Raw genomic sequence first — 18,763 nt, forward strand, 5'->3', positions numbered from 1 at the left:
AGCGCGGTGGTCCCACCTGACCCCATGCCGAACTCAGAAGTGAAACGCCGTAGCGCCGATGGTAGTGTGGGGTCTCCCCATGTGAGAGTAGGGAATTGCCAGGCATCAAATAAAGCAGAAGGCCCAGTCGAAAGACTGGGCCTTTTTGCTTGTCTGCTATTTAATGACGCAGCTTAGCGATAAACGGCGGCCTAAGCTGCTGTAGAACGGTCTGGAATACCGGCGAGCGGCGCATTTTTGCTATCGTAGCGCGGTTTTTATCCCCTGCCGTCCACGAAAAAGGGCCCGGTCTCGCGACCAGGCCCTTTCTTATATCCGTTCCCTTACTGGAGAGTGAATCAAACCCAGTGGAACGGTAATGATTAACGGGTCAGCGCTACAATTCCCAGCGTTAATCCAGCCACTGCCGCCGCACCGCCGGCAATTGCCCCAGCCGTTTCCCAGTTATCCTGAGTCGTGCCTTTCATGCAGGTGTTGGTATGAACTAGCCTGCCTTCAGAATCGTAGACCGGCACGCAGGGAGAGTCATGCGCGCAGCCGGCGAGTAAAGTTGCCAGCAGCGTCACTAAAATAAATTTCTTCATGATATTACCTCTGAATAGTCCGTTTTACTGCATCGGGTGAGATACACGACGGAATAGCCTATTTTACCATCGCTGAAACAGAGGCCTGATAGAGGAAATTATCTCAATTTATGAGCTACGTAAATATCATGGAGATAAGCGGGGAATTGCGTAGAAAAGATGTAGAACAAAATAATGAAATAAAGACAGAGGCTGCCGATCTTATCATTATGGAATATAGTGAATTTAATCTAACCGGTTGATTAATATGAATGATGATAATGAAAAAGGCGCCAGCGTGGCGCCTTTGAGGAGGCGATGAGCTACTTCCCGCGTCGGGTAAAGCGGCCCCTTACCACCACGAAGAATACCGGTACGAAGAAGATTGCCAGCAGCGTAGCGGTTAACATCCCGCCCATCACGCCGGTGCCCACCGCATTTTGCGCCCCGCTTCCGGCACCATGGCTAATAACTAAAGGCAGCACCCCGAGAATAAAGGCTAATGTTGTCATAAGGATCGGACGCAGGCGCATACGCGATGCCTCGATAATTCCTCTACCTTCTTTATCCATAAGATCTTTAGCAAACTCGACGATCGGAATAGTATTTTTTGCCGATAAGCCAATCGCGGTTAATAAGCCGACCTGGAAATCAACATCATTATTTAGCCCGTGAAACGATGCTGCCGGCAACGCTCCAGGAATCCCTAAGAATGACCAAGGTTACAGAGAGCGGGAGATACCCGCTTTCATAGCGCGCAGGCGCCTGGCTTCCGGAGAGCCGTTCCTGAGACGACATTCCAGTCCAGTCATAGCCAGTTCCGTTCGGCAGTCTGCCTCCATCAGGAGCATTGTATCCCCGGTAATTTTTACCCGGCGCGATGTGACGAACGAAGAGAGTGACGCCATTTCACCGCTGGCGCTACGCGCATACATATTGTTGATATTATCCGGCAGCGTACGGAAATACGCGCCAGCTGCTCCGGATGCAGCCGGGCAGCTGATTACGCGCCTGGGTTAGCGCGCTGTGGCCGAGGTTGCCCTGATCGATAAGGTTAAAGTCAAAACTCGCCTACCGAGTTCGACAATGGCCGGCAGATTGAACGGTAATACCATAGCGTCCTTCTTGCTGAAGGCGCCGGTAGGCACGTTGGATAATCGCCTTAACGCCGTTCTCTGCGTCGCTGCGTTCCTGCCACGGCTTGAGGCTGCGTAAGGCCATGAGCACCATAGCAGTGCCAACGAGGGCAGTCGTGGAAGGCTCTCTTCAACCATCACGCGCACGACGTTTTCCACCGCTACTGTCGATGCTCTGCGTACCGAGTCGTCGGACGGCGAGTTAACTCAGATGAGAAGTCAGCTGTCTGCTGCAGGGAGGGAGTAAACGCGAGGCAGTAAAAAGGCGCTTCCCCATGCCGAAGAGCGCCTTTTATTCAAGCAATTAACTGACTAGTATCAGTTCATGCCGTATTTCTTCAATTTTTTACGCAGCGTACCGCGGTTGATGCCCATCATCAGAGCAGCACGGGTCTGGTTACCGCGGGTGTATTGCATCACCATGTCCAACAGGGGCTGTTCTACTTCAGCCAGTACCAGCTCATACAGGTCACTAACGTCCTGACCGTTCAGTTGAGCAAAATAGTTCTTCAGTGCCTGTTTAACCGAGTCACGCAGGGGCTTTTGAGTTACCTGATCCTGAGAGTTAACGGTAGAAACGGTCAGTACGTCAGAATTTACGCGTTGTTCGAACATAGTTCTGTCAGCTCTTTATTTCTGTTTACGCAAAATTTTCGAAGTATGCCTCCAACGCCTCCAGCTGATCGCTGGCATCCTCTATGGCGTTGAATGTGCGCCGAAACTGGTCATTTGGAGCGTGCTCCTGGAGATACCAGGAAACGTGTTTACGCGCAATTCGGTACCCTTTTGCCTGACCGTAAAAGTCATGCAATTCCCGAACGTGAGCGCAAAGCAAGCGCTTAACCTCTGCCAACGGCAGGGGGGGCAGCAGCTCTCCAGTGTCCAGATAATGCTGGATTTCCCGAAAGATCCAGGGTCTTCCCTGAGCTGCGCGGCCTATCATAAGGGCATCAGCCCCCGTATAGTCGAGCACAGCTCTGGCTTTAAGCGGGTCAGTAATGTCACCATTCGCGATAATCGGAATGGAAACTTTCTGCTTAACTGCCCGAATACTGTCGTATTCAGCGTCTCCGTTAAACAAACAGGCGCGCGTGCGTCCGTGAATAGTCAGAGCCTGAATGCCACACTCTTCAGCCAGTTGGGCAATTTCTACACAGTTACGGTGTTCCGGCTCCCAACCGGTGCGAATCTTGAGCGTCACGGGAACGTCCACTGCCTTGACGACCGCCGTCAGGATTAACTTCACCTGCTCGGGATGCTGCAAGAGGGCTGAACCTGCGAGCTTGCGATTCACCTTTTTCGCCGGGCACCCCATATTAATATCAATAATTTGGGCGCCGCTTTCCACGTTAATACGGGCGGCTGCGGCCATCTCTTCCGGTACGCTACCGGCGATTTGCACGGTACGAATACCGGGCTCATCAACGTGCACCATCCGTAAACGGGACTTGTCGCTCTCCCAAACCTGCGGGTTGGAGGACATCATCTCGGAAACGGTTAAACCTGCTCCCATCTCATAGCACAGCGTCCTGAATGGTCTGTCAGTAATGCCAGCCATAGGTGCTGCGATCAGGCGATTTCTAAGCTGGTAGTGTCCGATGCGCATGAGTTAAGAAATGACCATACTGTGACTGCAAGGCGGCGTATATTACGCATTTTTTGCACGAGATGAAAGGCCAAACTTTGAGCAATCCCCTGTCACAGATCAATGAATCCAGGAGCAACGAAAATGCTATGGATAAATTATCATATTAATCATTGATTTAATGCGTGGCGGGTAATTTATGTTCAATTATAAAATCGTAAAACTTATCTATTTTTCTTAGAAAAATGGGGTCATTGGCGGCATAAAACGCTGTTTTTGTAGCCAAAAAAGCGCTTCGTAATGCGATCTGGCTCCCATTTCTTGACGTCATTTGGCGGCTACTGGAAACAAAAATGCGGCCCGCAGGCCGCATTAGCGCTTACTTGCGCTGGCCGGTAATCCGGCACCACTCTTCTTTTTCAACCACCGGGTCGAGATTAAAGCGATCGGCGTAGGCTTCGCAGACGCCGTCAGCCTGGCTGGCAAGGATCCCGGAGAGGCCCAGCAGGCCGCCTGTAACGGGCAGGACGCTGATTAACGGAGCCAGCTCGCGTAATGGGCCGGCCAGAATGTTGGCGACCACGACGTCGGCGCTGAGAGCCTCTGGCTGATCCTGGGGTAAATAGAGCTCCAGACGATCCGAGACGCCGTTACGCTCGGCGTTATCGCGGCTGGCCTGAATCGCCTGCGGATCGATATCGATACCGATGGCCTTCGCCGCGCCGAGCTTCAGGGCAGCAATCGCCAGGATGCCGGAACCGCAGCCGAAATCTATAATCGTTTTACCCGCCAGATCCAGCCCATCGAGCCACTGCAGGCACAGGGAGGTCGTCGGGTGGGTACCGGTACCGAAGGCGAGGCCCGGATCGAGCATCACGTTCACCGCGTTGGCATCCGGCACTTCGCGCCAGCTTGGGCAAATCCACAGCCGCTCGCCGAAGCGCATCGGGTGGAAGTTATCCATCCATTCGCGCTCCCAGTCTTTGTCTTCCAGCTGCTCGATTTTGTGCGCGAAGCCGGCGCCCAGAAGAGGATGCTGCTCAAGAATAGCAACGACTTCTTTCATGTCGCTCTCTGCGTCGAACAGGCCGGTCACGTCGGTGTCTCCCCACAGGCGGGTTTCCCCCGGCAGCGGTTCGAATACCGGCGTATCGTGGGTATCCTGGAAGGTGATAGAGACGGCACCGGCCTCCATCAGCGCATCGCTTAATTCTTCAGCGTGTGCGCCGGTCGTGTTCAGTTTCAGTTGGATCCATGGCATGGCAAAACTCTTTATTTATCAGTAGTCATAATAGGGGCTGGAGGGACGGGCTGACCGAAACGGTTGCCAATCACAAAAGCCAGCAAGCTTAACAGCAGCGAGGGCACAATCGGATGAAAGCCCAGGTACTGAATATTAAATGTCGCCAGCACGGCGTAGAGCACGCCGCCAACGAGCATGGCGCTGAGGGCGCCGGTCGCGTTAGCGCGCTCCCAGTACAGGCCCATCACCAGCGGCCATAAGAACACCGCTTCCAGGCCGCCGAAGGCCAGCAGGTTGAGCCAGATGATCATTTCAGGCGGCCGCCAGGCTGCCAGCATCATCAGGATCCCTATGACCAGAGTGGTGGCGGTGGAGATCCTTTTCAGCTTTTGCTCATTATGCCTTTTGGCAGGGCGAGCGCTGAGCCAAAGATCTTTAACGATCGTAGCCGATGCCTGCAATAAATGGGCGTTAACGTTCGACATGATCGCCGCCATTGGCGCCGCTAAAAACAGGCCCGCGGCCCACGGTGGAAGCACCTGGACCATCAGGGTTGGGATCACCCGATCGGGAACGGTCAGGTGCGGCAGAACCGCACGGCCCAGAGCGCCCGCGAGGTGCATGCCAAACATCAGCAGAGCGATGACCACGGTACCGATGATGATCCCCCGGTGAACGGCTTTGCTGTCTTTATAGGAAATGCAGCGTACGGCGGTATGCGGCAGGCCGATCACGCCGAAGCAGACCAGCACCCAAAACGAGGTCATAAAGGTCGGGGTTAGAATACCGTCTACGCCGTGCGGCGATACCAGCTGCGGATCGATCTTCTGTAAGGTATCAACGGCATGATGCAGACCGCCCGCAGCGTGGACAACCCCGACCAGCAGCACGATCGTGCCGATCAGCATGACCATACCCTGCATGGTGTCATTGAGCACGCTGGCGCGAAAGCCGCCGAATGCGGTGTACAGGGCAATAGTGATGCCGAAGATCAGCAGGCCGTGTTCATATTTAATCCCAGCCGCGGTCTCCAACAGGCGCGCGCCGCCGATAAACTGCACGGCGATCGCTCCGACGAAGGCAACCAGCAGGCTTATGCTGGCGATCCAGACGACGGCGCGGCTTTGGTAGCGAGCCTGCAGCATGTCGTTGAGGGTGATGGCGTTGTAGCGTCGCGCCAGAATGGCGAACTTCTTGCCGAGGATCCCCAGCGAAAGCCAGATCGTCGGCACCTGGATCATCGCCAGCAGCACCCAGCCGAGCCCGTACTTGTAGGCGGCCCCAGGCCCGCCGATAAACGAGCTGGCGCTGATATAGGTTGCGGTGAGGGTCATGGCCAGCACGAAGCCGCCCATAGAACGGCTGCCGAGGAAATATTCGCTGAGAAAACTGCCGCTGCTGCGTTTGCGCATGGCGTAAAGCGACAGGCCGAAGACCACGAACAGATAGGCAATCAGGATGACGATGATTTCAAGCTGCATCGCTATCCTCCAGCGGAATGTCGCGGAATACGAAACGCACCATCGCCCAGCACAGCAGAATAAATATCAGAGGCACCAGCAGGCAGGCCATTTCGAACCAGTGCGGCAGCCCGGTGATGCCGATTGCGCTGTCCGGGAGATAGGCCGCAGCCAGCCAGGCGGCAAGATAGAGAAGGGTCAGCCACAGCGCCCAGCGCGCTTCTTTGTGGGCCTGAACAAACCGATTGTCCATTTTTTAGTCCCAGGAGGATGAAGAAAGCGGGGATTGTACCGCATGGAAAAGATGAGGGGAGAGAAAAAGAAAAAAGGCCGGATTATCCGGCCTTTTGCAGCGATGCAGGGTTATTTTTCCTGCATACCGAGCTTTTTCTCCAGATAGTGGATATTGGTACCACCATGCTGGAAGTGCTCGTCGTTCATGATGCGAATCTGCAGATCGACGTTAGTTTTGATGCCGTCGATGATCAGCTCCTGCAGCGCATTTTTCATGCGTGAAATGGCCACATCACGGTTTTCGCCGTAGCAGATAAGCTTGCCGATCATTGAGTCATAGTACGGCGGCACGGTGTAGCCGGCGTAGATATGAGACTCCCAGCGAACGCCGAAACCGCCCGGCGCGTGGAAGCGGGTAATTTTACCCGGACTCGGCAGGAAGGTATTCGGGTCTTCGGCGTTAATACGGCATTCAACCGCATGGCCACGTACCTGAACTTCTTCCTGCTTGATGGACAGCGGCTGGCCTGCGGCAATCCGCAACTGCTCTTTAATCAGGTCAACGCCGGTGATCATTTCTGTTACCGGGTGTTCAACCTGAATACGGGTGTTCATTTCGATGAAGTAGAACTCGCCGTTTTCGAACAGGAACTCGAAGGTACCCGCCCCGCGATAGCCGATATCAACGCAGGCCTTGGAGCAGCGCTCGCCGATGTAGCGACGCAGTTCCGGAGTAATACCCGGCGCCGGCGCTTCTTCGACAACTTTCTGGTGACGACGCTGCATGGAGCAGTCGCGCTCGGCCAGATAGATAGCGTTACCCTGGCCGTCAGCCAGGACCTGGATCTCGATATGACGAGGATTCTCCAGGTATTTCTCCATATACACCATGTCGTTGCTGAAAGCGGCTTTCGCCTCAGCTTTGGTCATGGAGATGGACTGCGCCAGCTCGGCATCGCTGCGCACGACGCGCATGCCGCGGCCGCCGCCGCCGCCGGAGGCTTTGATGATAACCGGGTAGCCGATGCGTTTCGCATGGGCGCGGTTAGCGTCCATGTCGTCGCCCAGCGGGCCATCGGAGCCAGGAACGGTCGGCACGCCGGCTTTCTTCATGGCGGTAATCGCCGACACTTTGTCGCCCATCAGGCGAATAGTGTCAGCCTTCGGGCCGATGAAGATAAAGCCGGAACGTTCAACCTGCTCAGCAAAGTTGGCGTTTTCGGAAAGGAAGCCGTAGCCTGGGTGAATCGCCACCGCGCCGGTGATTTCAGCCGCGCTGATGATCGCCGGGATATTCAGGTAGCTCTTAATGGACGGAGCCGGGCCGATACAGACCGTCTCATCCGCTAACAATACGTGCTTTAAATCGCGATCCGCAGTGGAGTGCACAGCAACGGTCTTGATGCCCAGTTCTTTACAGGCACGCAGGATACGCAGTGCAATCTCGCCACGGTTGGCGATAACAATTTTATCCAGCATGTTCGCCTCGTTACTCGATGACTACCAGCGGCTCGTCAAATTCTACCGGTTGGCCGCTTTCGATCAGAATGGCTTTCACCACGCCGGCTTTGTCGGCTTCGATCTGGTTCATCATTTTCATTGCTTCGACGATGCACAGAGTGTCGCCCACGTTGACTTTCTGGCCGATTTCCACAAACGCTTTAGCGTCCGGGCTCGGGGTGCGGTAGAAAGTACCGACCATCGGGGAACGTACGATGTGACCACTGATTTCCGCTTTCGCCGGGGCTTCTGCCTGCGCGGCTGCCGGTGCTGCGGCAACAGGTGCCTGTGCCTGCATCATCGGAGCGGCATAAGCCTGCTGCATCACTGGATAACCGGTGTTCGGAGCCGAGCGGCTGATGCGCACAGACTCTTCACCTTCAGAAATTTCCAGTTCGTTGATGCCAGACTCTTCGACCAGCTCGATCAGTTTTTTAATCTTACGAATATCCATGAGTGGGTTCCGTACTCTTTGTTTAGTGTGATTGTGACAGGCGTTTTACCGCCGTCTGTAAAGCGTATGAATAACCGTCCGCCCCCAATCCACAGATAACGCCTGCGGCGATATCCGACAGATAAGAGTGATGACGGAATGGTTCGCGGGCATGTACGTTGCTCAGGTGGATCTCGATAAACGGGATGCTCACCGCAAGTAGCGCGTCGCGGATTGCCACGCTGGTGTGCGTAAACGCGGCCGGATTAATCAGGATATAGTCTACAGCGTCTTTAGCCTGATGAATTCGGTCGATTAACGCGTACTCCGCGTTTGATTGCAGGTGATCCAGCGCCACGTTCAGAGCCGCAGCTTCTGATTCCAGACGGTTAACAATCTCAGAAAGCTTGAGGGTGCCGTACTTCTCAGGCTCGCGTGTACCAAGCATGTTAAGGTTAGGTCCATTCAAAAGCAAAATGCGAAACTTGTCAGCCATTGTGCGGCTATCTCCTGCCATTCTCGGGTAAAAAACAAAATATACCTTCGAAACGCGCTTGTCACCTTTTCAGGGTGTAAAAACCCCTCCAGGAAAACCAAAGTCGCACATTATAACGATTTCGTAGCATTTGGCAGCTAAATACTGGTCTTATCAGGGAAGATTATCAACCGCTATCGTTAAATGAGTCGCGGTTGATAAAAGATCTGCGGGAAACTGCACATATCCGGGGATTAGCGCCACCACTGACGGAACTTCTTGTAACGCCACGCCAAAAGCCCAACCGCCAGCCCGGCATATATCAACGGCTGTGGGGATAATATCTTCACGGACCATAAATAGTGGATGGGCGCAAGGATCGCCACCAGATAGACGAAGTTATGCAACGTTTGCCAGCGACGGCCTAATTTTCGCTGCAGCGCCTGCGTCGAGGTGACCGCCAGCGCCAGCAGGGTAAGCCAGCTGATAAACCCCAGCGTCAGATAGGGCCGGCTCACCAGCTCAGAACCCAGCAGCGCCAGATTGTTAATCCCGAGTTCCAGCAGCGTGTAGCTGGTCAGATGCAGCGTCGCCCAGGCAAAGCACCACAGTCCCAGCAGGCGCCTGGTACGAATCAACAGCGGTTGTTTAGCGTAGCGCGCCAGCGGCGAGACAAGCAAGGTTGCCAGCAGAAATTTAAGAGCCATCCTACCGGTAAAGTGTTGAATATCCTTTGCCGGGTCGGCGCTGAAATACCCCTGCTGCGCAGCCCAGAATAGCCAGAGAAAGGGAAGAAACCCGGCCAGATGGAGCATAACCTTAAGCCAGGTAATCTGTTTTACGTTCAGGCGCACTAGTAATTCTCCCGCAAATTCAGGCCCCGGTAGAGCGAAGCCACTTCGTCAGCATAGCCGTTGAACAGCAGCGTCGGCTGGCGCTTGACGTCCAGCACGCCTCCGGAACCGATAAAGCGCTCCGTTGCCTGCGACCAGCGGGGATGATCGACGTGCGGATTGACGTTGGCGTAAAAGCCGTATTCATCCGGTCCCGCCAGATTCCAGGTGGTCGGCGGCCGCTCGCGGGTGAGTTCGATACTGACAATCGACTTAATCCCTTTGAAGCCATACTTCCACGGGACAGTCAGGCGCACCGGCGCGCCGTTTTGCGGCGGCAGCGCCTTACCGTAGACGCCCACGCTCAGCAGGGTGAGGGGATGCATCGCCTCATCCAGACGCAGGCCTTCGACATAAGGATAGGCCAGGCCGCCGCCGATAAAGCGATCCTTCTGCCCTGGCATTTGGTCAGGAGCATAGATGGTTTTAAATGCCACGTAGCGGGCGCTGCTGGTGGGCTCAACCAGCGCCAGCAGCTTATGCAGCGGGAAGCCCACCCACGGCACCACCATCGACCAGGCTTCGACGCAGCGCATCCGGTAAATGCGCTCTTCGAGCGGAAAGCGGGTGGTCAGATCGTGATGATCGAGCGTCAGCGGTTTAGCCACTTCTCCGCCGATGGTCAGCGTCCACGGATCGGTTCGCAGGCTGCCCGCGTTGGCCGCCGGATCGGCTTTATCCAGACCAAATTCATAGAAGTTGTTGTAGCCGGATACCTTATCCTCCGGGGTGAGCGTCAGCGCGTTTTGCCATTCGGCGGGTTTGTCGAACGTCAGCGCTTTGCCCGCCGGCGCGGGAGGGCGGTCGTGACCTTTGAACCAGTCGAGAAGATCGGCTTTTGCCGTGGGGGAAAGGGAAAGTGCCGTTGCGGTAATCCCCAGCGTTTTCAAAACCTGGCGACGCTGCAGCATAAAAACGGATTCTGCCGTGACGTCGGCTTCCGTTAGCTTTTTGTGTTTCATGACATCCTCCGGCATGCTTTTTCCTAAGCATGACGGAGGCGGAGAGTTATCGCGAATATGTCACGAAAAATTGCATATTAGGCGATTTTCACCAGCGTCCGGCCCTGGATTTGGTTAGCCATAATCTTATCGGCAAAGGCCGGCGCTTCTTCGAGCGTAATTTCCGTGGCGCTTTGCGCGTAGAACGACTCAGGCAGATCGCCAACCAGCCGCTGCCAGGCTTGAGCCCGGCGTGCGGGCGGAGTCATTACCGAATCAACGCCCTGCAGGCGGACGTTACGCAAAATAAACGGCATCACCGTCGTCGGCAGAGCAAAGCCGCCGGCCAGGCCGCAGGCAGCCACGCAGCCGCCGTAGTTCATCTGTGCCAGTACTTTCGCCAGCACCTTATCGCCGACGGTATCGACCGCCCCGGCCCACAGCTGTTTCTCCAGAGGACGGGTTTCGGCAAACTCCTCGCGCCCAACGATCCGCTGTGCGCCCAGCGTTTTCAGATAGTCATGGGTGCTTTCGCGACCAGAAACAGCGACCACCTGGTAACCCAGGCGATGCAGCAGGGCGACCGCGGTGCTACCGACGCCGCCGCTGGCACCGGTGACGACAACCTCGCCATCCTGGGGACGAATGCCGGCATCTTCCAGCGCCATCACGCACAGCATGGCGGTGAAGCCGGCGGTACCGATAGCCATCGCTTTACGGCCGTCCAGCCCTTCAGGCATCGCAACCAGCCAGTCGCCTTTCACGCGCGCCTGCTCGGCCAGGCCGCCCCAGTGATTTTCGCCAACGCCCCATCCGGTGAGAAGCACCTGCTGGCCTGCATGGAAACGCGGATCTTCGCTGGTATGGACGATACCGGCAAAATCGATGCCAGGAATCATCGGAAAGTTGCGGATGATTTTTCCGCTGCCGGTGATCGCCAGCGCGTCTTTATAATTGAGGCTGGACCACTGAATATCGACGGTCACATCGCCCTGCGGAAGCCTGTTGGCGTCGATGGTTTGCACCGAAGAGATTGTTTTGCCATCCTGCTGTTCTAATATTAAAGCCTGCATATGCGGGTCCTTATTGGTACAAAGATTGGAAAAATTTTTCTGCAGACTATACTCGCTATCGGCATTATTACGCCGATACAGCGCAATAAATTGCCAGATACGTCAGCTTTGATAGTATGCCTCGCACTTTAAAAAGTTAGTGCTTACTTTGGGGAAAGCGCCAGTACCGGAGTCCGAATATTCATCGGGCAGTCATTCACACGCGGAGTTAACACAGGGATGCGATTAACGACGAAATTCTCAGCATTTGTCACGCTGCTTACCAGCCTGACTATCTTTGTCACGCTTATTGGCGCGTCGCTGAGTTTTTATAACGGTATTCAGCAAAAAGTGGAGAATCGCGTCCAGGCCGTAGCGACGGTGCTGGATAACCGCCTGATCTCTTCATCCTTTGCCCGACTTGAACCGCAGATGGATGAGCTGATGACGCCGGTCGACGTTGTGCAGGTTGATTTTCTGCTTAACGGCAAATCGGTGTACAGCCACTCGCGTAGCGACAGCTACCGCCCGCTGGGGAGTAATAACCAGTTTCGGGAGGTCATGGTCCCGTCGCTAAAGCACCCCGGCATGACCCTGCATCTGGTCTATATGGACCCGATGGTTAACTACTTCCGCTCGCTGCACATGACCGCACCGCTTTCCATCGCCATTGGCTTTATGGTGCTGATGGTCTTTTTTTCCGTTCGCTGGATCCGTCGTCAGCTGTCCGGGCAGGAGCTGCTGGAGCTGCGGGCGACGAGGATCCTTAACGGCGAGCGCGGACCCCAGGTGCGCGGCTCGGTGCACGAGTGGCCGGTGAGCACCAGCAGCGCGCTGGATATGCTGCTATCCGAGCTGCAGTTTGCCAGCGATCAGCGAAGCCGTATGGATACGCTTATTCGCTCCTATGCCGCTCAGGACACCAAAACCGGCCTCAATAACCGCCTGTTCTTCGATAACCAGCTCGCCACGCTGCTGGAAGATCAGGAAAAAGTCGGCTCATACGGCATTGTGATGATGATCCGCCTGCCGGAGTTCGATTTGCTGCGCGATAACTGGGGCCGCGCCGCAGCGGAGGAGCATTACTTCACGCTCATCAACCTGCTTTCTACTTTTATTATGCGCTATCCCGGCGCGCTGCTGGCGCGCTATCACCGCAGCGATTTTGCCGTCCTGCTGCCGCACCGCACCCTCAAGGAGGCGGACAGCATCGCCGGGCTGCTGCTGAAGGCGATGGACGCGCTGCCGCCCACGCGCATTCTTGACCGCGATGACATGATGCATATCGGTATTTGCGCCTTCCGCAGCGGACAGACCACGGCTCAGGTGATGGAGCGCGCGGAAGCGGCAACGCGCAACGCGGTTCTGCAGGGGAGCAATAGCTGGTCGGTTTATGACGATTCGCTGCCGGAGAAAGGGCGCGGCAACGTGCGCTGGCGCACGTTGATTGAACAGATGCTAAGCCGCGGCGGGCCGCGGTTATATCAGAAGCCCGCGGTGAATCGCGACGGTCGCGTCCATCACCGTGAGCTGATGTCCCGCCTCTATGACGGTACGGAAGAGGTGATTGCGGCGGAATATATGCCGATGGTGCAGCAGTTTGGCCTGGCGGAAGAGTATGACCGCCTGCAGATCACGCGGCTGCTGCCATTTTTAGGCTTCTGGCCGGACGAAAACCTCGCTTTACAGGTGACCGTGGAGTCGCTGATCCGTCCTCGATTCCAGCGCTGGCTGCGCGATACTTTGATGCAGTGTGAAAAATCGCAACGTCAGCGCATTATTTTTGAACTTGCAGAGGCAGATGTTTGTCAATATATCGGCCGCCTGCAGCCGGTTATGCGGCTGGTTAACGCTTTAGGTATTCGAGTTGCCGTTGTTCAGGCCGGATTAACGCTGGTTGGAACCAGCTGGATCAAGCAGTTGGACGTTGAAGTCATCAAGCTACACCCTGGACTGTCGCGTAATATTGAAAAACGCAGTGAGAACCAGCTGCTGGTTCAGAGCCTGGTGGAGGCCTGCAAGGGTATGCCGGTCCAGGTTTTTGCAACCGGAGTACGCAGTCGTAGCGAGTGGCAGGTCCTGTCTCAATGCGGTGTTACCGGTGGCCAGGGGGAATTTTTTGCCGCCTCACAGCCACTTGACACAAATGTGAAAAAATATTCGCAAAGATACTCGGTTTGATCTGCCGTTTGGCGTTATTTCACGTAGAATAACGCGCGCCATAGTGAAGGGGGTGTGCTTGTCTACCTGCCGGATTATCGCAATGTAAATGCCAGTAAATGACCTTTGACAGGTTGCAAATTGAAGCGTGGAGCGCTGCTGAAGTTTTCAGCACTGAACGGAGCCGGAAAATTTGTAACGAAGGAAATGAACTGCACTAATTTTCACCGTAGCAGATGATTTTTGCGCCTTGTCGCTGCTGCGTGTGGTTGGTAAAGTAAGCGGATTTTGTTTTCCGCCCCAGCTTTCAGGATTATCCCTTAGTATGTTAAAAAAATTTCGTGGCATGTTTTCCAATGACCTGTCCATTGACCTGGGTACCGCGAATACCCTTATCTATGTAAAAGGACAAGGCATCGTATTGAATGAGCCTTCCGTTGTGGCCATTCGTCAGGATCGTGCCGGATCGCCGAAAAGCGTCGCCGCTGTCGGTCATGAAGCGAAGCAGATGCTCGGGCGTACGCCGGGCAACATCGCGGCGATTCGCCCGATGAAAGACGGCGTTATCGCCGACTTCTTTGTTACCGAAAAAATGCTGCAACACTTCATCAAACAGGTGCATAGCAACAGCTTCATGCGTCCGAGCCCGCGCGTTCTGGTGTGTGTACCGGTTGGTGCAACCCAGGTTGAACGTCGTGCTATCCGTGAATCCGCTCAGGGCGCTGGCGCCCGTGAAGTCTTCCTGATCGAAGAGCCGATGGCGGCTGCGATCGGCGCAGGCCTGCCGGTTTCTGAAGCAACCGGTTCGATGGTTGTGGATATCGGCGGCGGTACCACAGAAGTGGCGGTTATCTCCCTGAACGGCGTGGTTTACTCCTCTTCCGTGCGTATCGGCGGTGACCGTTTCGATGAAGCCGTGATTAATTATGTGCGTCGTAACTACGGCTCCCTGATCGGTGAAGCGACGGCAGAACGTATCAAGCATGAAATCGGCTCCGCTTATCCGGGCGATGAAGTGCGTGAAATCGAAGTGCGCGGTCGTAACCTGGCTGAAGGCGTTCCACGCGGCTTCACCCTGAACTCGAACGAAATTCTCGAAGCGCTGCAGGAGCCGCTGACCGGCATCGTTAGCGCGGTGATGGTTGCTCTCGAGCAGTGCCCGCCAGAGCTGGCTTCTGATATCTCCGAGCGCGGTATGGTCCTGACCGGCGGCGGTGCGCTGCTGCGTAACCTCGACCGCCTGCTGATGGAAGAGACAGGTATTCCTGTCGTAGTTGCAGAAGATCCACTGACTTGCGTCGCGCGTGGCGGCGGTAAAGCGCTGGAAATGATCGATATGCACGGCGGCGACTTGTTTAGCGAAGAGTAGTCAGCCGAAGGTCTGGGGTGGCTCAAGGGTTGCCCCTGGTCTTAACTGACACGAGAATACGCATAGCCTATGAAGCCAATTTTTAGCCGTGGCCCGTCGCTACAGATTCGCCTTATTCTGGCGGTTCTGGTGGCGCTTGGCGTGATTATCGCCGACAGCCGCCTGGGTACGTTCAGCCAGATCCGAACGTACATGGATACAGCCGTCAGTCCTTTCTACTTTATTTCTAACGGTCCTCGGGAATTGCTGGATAGCGTATCGCAAACGCTGGCCACCCGCGATCAGCTCGAACTGGAAAACCGCGCGCTGCGTCAGGAACTGCTGCTGAAAAACAGCGACCTGCTGATGCTGGGCCAGTACAAGCAGGAGAACGCGCGTCTGCGTGAACTGCTGGGCTCCCCGCTGCGCCAGGATGAGCAAAAAATGGTGACTCAGGTCATCTCAACGGTTAACGATCCCTACAGCGATCAGGTGGTTATCGATAAAGGCAGCGTCAGCGGCGTTTACGAAGGCCAGCCGGTTATCAGCGATAAGGGCGTTGTCGGTCAGGTTGTTGCCGTCGCGAAGATGACCAGCCGCGTGCTGCTTATCTGTGACGCCACCCATGCGCTGCCGATTCAGGTGCTGCGCAACGATATCCGCGTGATTGCCGCCGGTAATGGCTGCACTGACGATCTGCAGCTGGAGCATCTGCCGGCGAATACCGATATTCGCGTCGGCGACGTGCTGGTGACTTCAGGTCTTGGCGGCCGTTTCCCGGAAGGGTATCCGGTGGGCGTGGTCTCTTCGGTCAAGCTGGATACGCAGCGCGCGTATACCGTTATTCAGGCTCGCCCGACCGCGGGCCTGCAGCGTTTGCGCTATCTGCTGCTGCTGTGGGGGGCCGATCGTAACGGCTCCAACCCGATGACCCCGGAAGAGGTTCATCGCGTCGCGAATGAACGTCTGATGCAGATGATGCCGCAGGTTCTGCCCGCGCCGGATTCCGTCGGGCCACAAATGCCGGCTCCCGCAACCGGCCTGACGCCACCTGCTAAACCTCTGCCTGCAGGGGGGCAATAGTGGCAAGCTACCGTAGCCAGGGACGCTGGGTTATCTGGCTCTCGTTTCTTATTGCACTCTTGCTACAGATCATGCCCTGGCCGGCGGACATCAGCGTCTTCCGGCCAAACTGGGTGCTGCTTATCCTGCTGTACTGGATCCTCGCGTTACCGCATCGGGTGAACGTCGGCACGGGCTTCGTGATGGGCGCCGTTCTCGATCTCATCAGCGGCTCGACGCTGGGCGTTCGCGCGCTATCGTTAAGCATCATCGCTTATCTGGTCGCACTGAAATATCAGCTGTTCCGCAATCTGGCGCTCTGGCAGCAGGCGCTGGTGGTGATGATGCTCTCCCTCGCGGTGGACATCGTTGTTTTCTGGGCAGAGTTTTTAGTGATCAACGTCTCTTTCCGTCCGGAAGTGTTCTGGAGTAGTGTAGTAAACGGCGTGCTCTGGCCATGGCTATTCCTGCTGATGCGTAAAGTGCGTCAGCAATTTGCGGTGCAATAAGGTTGATATGACAACTCTGTATCTTGCTTCAGGTTCTCCACGTCGACAGGAGCTGTTGACTCAGATGGGGCTCTCCTTCGAGCGCGTGGTTCCCGGTATTGAGGAACGACGCCAGCCGCAGGAGAGCGCTCAGCATTACGTCACTCGCCTGGCGCGTGAAAAAGCGCAGGCCGGCGTTGCGCTGGCATCGCGCGATCTGCCGGTGCTGGGGGCGGATACCATTGTCATCCTTAACGGCGAGGTGCTGGAAAAGCCGCGCGATGCCGGGCATGCCGCAGAGATGCTGCGCATGCTTTCCGGGAAAACGCATCAGGTGATGACGGCGGTTGCCCTGGCGGATAAGCAGCAGGCGCTGGACTGTCTGGTGGTAACGGAGGTGACCTTCCGCCTGCTGAGCGAGCAGGATATCGCCGGCTACGTCGCCAGCGGCGAGCCTTTAGATAAAGCAGGTGCATACGGTATTCAAGGGCTGGGTGGCTGTTTTGTCAGGAAGATTAATGGCAGCTATCACGCCGTAGTCGGCTTACCGCTGGTAGAAACGTATGAGTTGCTGAGTAACTTTAACTCACTGCGTGAAGAAAAGGGATAAAGATGACGGCTGAATTATTAGTGAACGTAACGCCATCGGAAACGCGCGTCGCGTATATCGATGGCGGTATTCTGCAGGAAATTCACATTGAGCGCGAAGCGCGGCGCGGGATCGTAGGCAATATCTACAAAGGTCGTGTTAGTCGAGTGCTGCCGGGAATGCAGGCGGCTTTTGTAGATATTGGCCTGGATAAGGCTGCGTTTCTGCACGCTTCAGACATCATGCCGCACACCGAGTGCGTCGCCGGGGAAGAGCAAAAGCAGTTCACCGTGCGCGATATCTCCGAGCTGGTCCGCCAGGGCCAGGACCTGATGGTGCAGGTGGTGAAAGACCCCCTTGGCACCAAGGGCGCCCGCCTGACCACCGATATCACCATTCCTTCCCGCTATCTGGTGTTTATGCCAGGGGCCTCGCACGTTGGGGTTTCCCAGCGTATTGAGAGCGAAGCGGAGCGCGAGCGGCTGAAGAAGGTTGTCGCCGACTACTGCGATGAGCAGGGCGGATTTATCATCCGTACGGCGGCTGAAGGCGTACACGAGCAGGAAATGGCCGCCGATGCCGCCTACCTCAAGCGAGTCTGGACGAAGGTCATGGAGCGTAAGAAGCGCCAGCAGACCCGCTATCAGATGTACGGCGAGCTGGCGCTGGCACAGCGCGTGCTGCGCGATTTTGCCGACGCCCATCTTGACCGCATTCGCGTCGACTCCCGCCTGACCTACGAATCGCTGCTGGAGTTCACCGCCGAATATATGCCTGAGATGACCAGCAAGCTCGAGCACTACAGCGGCCGCCAGCCGATCTTCGATCTCTTTGACGTGGAGAACGAAATTCAGCGCGCGCTGGAGCGTAAAGTGGAGCTGAAGTCCGGCGGCTATCTGGTTATCGATCAGACCGAAGCGATGACCACCGTCGATATCAACACCGGGGCCTTCGTTGGCCACCGCAATCTTGACGATACCATCTTCAATACCAACATTGAGGCGACCCAGGCGATTGCCCGCCAGCTGCGGCTGCGCAACCTCGGCGGGATTATTATCATTGATTTCATTGATATGAATAATGAAGATCACCGCCGCCGGGTGCTGCATTCTCTGGAGCAGGCGCTGAATAAGGATCGGGTGAAAACCAGCATCAACGGCTTCTCCCAGCTTGGGCTGGTGGAGATGACCCGTAAGCGCACCCGCGAAAGCGTGGAGCACGTGCTGTGTAAGGACTGCCCGACCTGCCACGGTCGCGGCACGGTAAAATCGGTTGAAACGGTGTGTTATGAAATCATGCGCGAGATCGTCCGCGTACATCATGCCTACGACTCCGACCGTTTCCTGGTCTATGCTTCTCCTGCCGTCGCGGAAACCCTGAAAGGGGAAGAGTCCCACGCGCTGGCGGAAGTCGAAATCTTTGTCGGTAAACAGGTCAAAGTGCAAATTGAACCGCTCTATAATCAAGAGCAGTTTGATGTGGTAATGATGTAATCATCTGGTTTGCCCTCGTTCGGCCTGTCGGCCGCGGTGATGCGCCGGCCGGGCGGTACCCGTGAACGCAGCGCTAAGGGGCAGATGAAGGATGAGGTGTAATAGTTT

At 55.9% G+C, this 18,763-nt stretch carries 19 protein-coding genes, 1 rRNA gene and 1 pseudogene; 8 read left to right on the top strand and 13 right to left on the bottom strand.

Going from position 1 to position 18,763, the window contains the following annotated elements:
* Positions 1-104 (top strand): 5S ribosomal RNA (gene rrf / locus EDF75_RS21225); the annotation flags it as partial.
* A 258-nt stretch (positions 105-362) separates the two neighbouring features.
* Here the strand turns inward: rrf and EDF75_RS21230 are convergent.
* Positions 363-584: a lipoprotein gene (locus EDF75_RS21230; RefSeq protein ID WP_041147475.1), complete on the bottom strand. Its 222-nt coding sequence runs from the start codon at positions 582-584 to the stop codon at positions 363-365.
* 110 nt (positions 585-694) lie between these two features.
* Here EDF75_RS21230 and EDF75_RS27480 point away from each other — a divergent pair, with 110 nt between their 5' ends.
* A complete protein-coding gene (locus EDF75_RS27480) occupies positions 695-826 on the top strand; it encodes a hypothetical protein (RefSeq protein ID WP_256464604.1) in 132 nt (43 codons plus the stop codon).
* Between the two features lie 60 nt (positions 827-886).
* Here the strand turns inward: EDF75_RS27480 and EDF75_RS27400 are convergent.
* The 12 genes and pseudogenes from EDF75_RS27400 to acuI all read right to left on the bottom strand — a co-directional run.
* Positions 887-1,784, bottom strand: a pseudogene (locus EDF75_RS27400) (efflux RND transporter permease subunit); the annotation flags it as partial.
* 233 nt (positions 1,785-2,017) lie between these two features.
* Positions 2,018-2,314, bottom strand: coding sequence for a DNA-binding transcriptional regulator Fis (fis, locus tag EDF75_RS21245; protein WP_003855228.1), 297 nt, complete (start codon positions 2,312-2,314; stop codon positions 2,018-2,020).
* 25 nt (positions 2,315-2,339) lie between these two features.
* On the bottom strand, positions 2,340-3,305 hold the full coding sequence (gene dusB / locus EDF75_RS21250) for a tRNA dihydrouridine synthase DusB (RefSeq protein ID WP_041147471.1): 966 nt from the start codon (positions 3,303-3,305) through the stop codon (positions 2,340-2,342).
* 358 nt (positions 3,306-3,663) lie between these two features.
* The gene (gene prmA, locus EDF75_RS21255; RefSeq protein ID WP_133600808.1) at positions 3,664-4,545 is read right to left on the bottom strand and encodes a 50S ribosomal protein L11 methyltransferase; all 882 of its coding nucleotides are present in this window, start codon (positions 4,543-4,545) and stop codon (positions 3,664-3,666) included.
* Between the two features lie 11 nt (positions 4,546-4,556).
* Complete coding sequence (gene panF, locus EDF75_RS21260) at positions 4,557-6,008, bottom strand: sodium/pantothenate symporter (RefSeq protein WP_133600809.1); 1,452 nt, start codon at positions 6,006-6,008, stop codon at positions 4,557-4,559.
* Entirely contained in the window at positions 5,998-6,240 is a 243-nt protein-coding gene (locus EDF75_RS21265; protein ID WP_041147468.1) for a YhdT family protein, read from the bottom strand. The genes panF and EDF75_RS21265 overlap by 11 nt, the downstream gene beginning before the upstream one ends.
* 110 nt (positions 6,241-6,350) lie before the next feature.
* Positions 6,351-7,700, bottom strand: a complete 1,350-nt coding sequence (gene accC, locus EDF75_RS21270; RefSeq protein ID WP_041147467.1) for an acetyl-CoA carboxylase biotin carboxylase subunit — start codon at positions 7,698-7,700, stop codon at positions 6,351-6,353.
* Between the two features lie 10 nt (positions 7,701-7,710).
* Complete coding sequence (gene accB / locus EDF75_RS21275; protein WP_041147466.1) at positions 7,711-8,175, bottom strand: acetyl-CoA carboxylase biotin carboxyl carrier protein; 465 nt, start codon at positions 8,173-8,175, stop codon at positions 7,711-7,713.
* Between the two features lie 22 nt (positions 8,176-8,197).
* Positions 8,198-8,650 (bottom strand): type II 3-dehydroquinate dehydratase, encoded by a 453-nt coding sequence (aroQ, locus tag EDF75_RS21280; protein ID WP_041147465.1) that lies wholly within the window; start codon positions 8,648-8,650, stop codon positions 8,198-8,200.
* 233 nt (positions 8,651-8,883) lie between these two features.
* Entirely contained in the window at positions 8,884-9,483 is a 600-nt protein-coding gene (msrQ, locus tag EDF75_RS21285) for a protein-methionine-sulfoxide reductase heme-binding subunit MsrQ (RefSeq protein WP_133600810.1), read from the bottom strand.
* On the bottom strand, positions 9,483-10,484 hold the full coding sequence (msrP, locus tag EDF75_RS21290; protein WP_133600811.1) for a protein-methionine-sulfoxide reductase catalytic subunit MsrP: 1,002 nt from the start codon (positions 10,482-10,484) through the stop codon (positions 9,483-9,485). Before msrP ends, msrQ begins: the two co-directional genes overlap by 1 nt.
* A 77-nt stretch (positions 10,485-10,561) precedes the next feature.
* The gene (gene acuI / locus EDF75_RS21295) at positions 10,562-11,536 is read right to left on the bottom strand and encodes an acrylyl-CoA reductase (NADPH) (protein ID WP_133600812.1); all 975 of its coding nucleotides are present in this window, start codon (positions 11,534-11,536) and stop codon (positions 10,562-10,564) included.
* 219 nt (positions 11,537-11,755) lie between these two features.
* On the opposite strand from acuI, the gene csrD reads away from it, so the two are divergent.
* The 6 genes from csrD to rng all read left to right on the top strand — a co-directional run bounded on the left by csrD (position 11,756) and on the right by rng (position 18,655).
* Complete coding sequence (csrD, locus tag EDF75_RS21300) at positions 11,756-13,696, top strand: RNase E specificity factor CsrD (protein ID WP_133600813.1); 1,941 nt, start codon at positions 11,756-11,758, stop codon at positions 13,694-13,696.
* A gap of 304 nt (positions 13,697-14,000) precedes the next feature.
* Positions 14,001-15,044 carry a rod shape-determining protein MreB gene (gene mreB, locus EDF75_RS21310; protein WP_002918653.1) on the top strand — a complete coding sequence of 348 codons (1,044 nt, stop codon included), beginning with the start codon at positions 14,001-14,003 and terminating at the stop codon, positions 15,042-15,044.
* Between the two features lie 69 nt (positions 15,045-15,113).
* Entirely contained in the window at positions 15,114-16,106 is a 993-nt protein-coding gene (gene mreC, locus EDF75_RS21315; protein ID WP_041147460.1) for a rod shape-determining protein MreC, read from the top strand.
* Entirely contained in the window at positions 16,106-16,594 is a 489-nt protein-coding gene (gene mreD / locus EDF75_RS21320) for a rod shape-determining protein MreD (protein WP_041147459.1), read from the top strand. Before mreC ends, mreD begins: the two co-directional genes overlap by 1 nt.
* A 7-nt stretch (positions 16,595-16,601) precedes the next feature.
* Positions 16,602-17,183 carry a Maf family protein gene (locus EDF75_RS21325; RefSeq protein WP_041147458.1) on the top strand — a complete coding sequence of 194 codons (582 nt, stop codon included), beginning with the start codon at positions 16,602-16,604 and terminating at the stop codon, positions 17,181-17,183.
* Between the two features lie 2 nt (positions 17,184-17,185).
* Positions 17,186-18,655, top strand: a complete 1,470-nt coding sequence (rng, locus tag EDF75_RS21330) for a ribonuclease G (protein WP_041147457.1) — start codon at positions 17,186-17,188, stop codon at positions 18,653-18,655.
* Positions 18,656-18,763: the final 108 nt, after the last annotated feature.

Origin of the sequence: Klebsiella sp. BIGb0149, assembly GCF_004362605.1 — a bacterium.
Taxonomy (GTDB): Bacteria; Pseudomonadota; Gammaproteobacteria; order Enterobacterales; family Enterobacteriaceae; genus Klebsiella; species Klebsiella terrigena.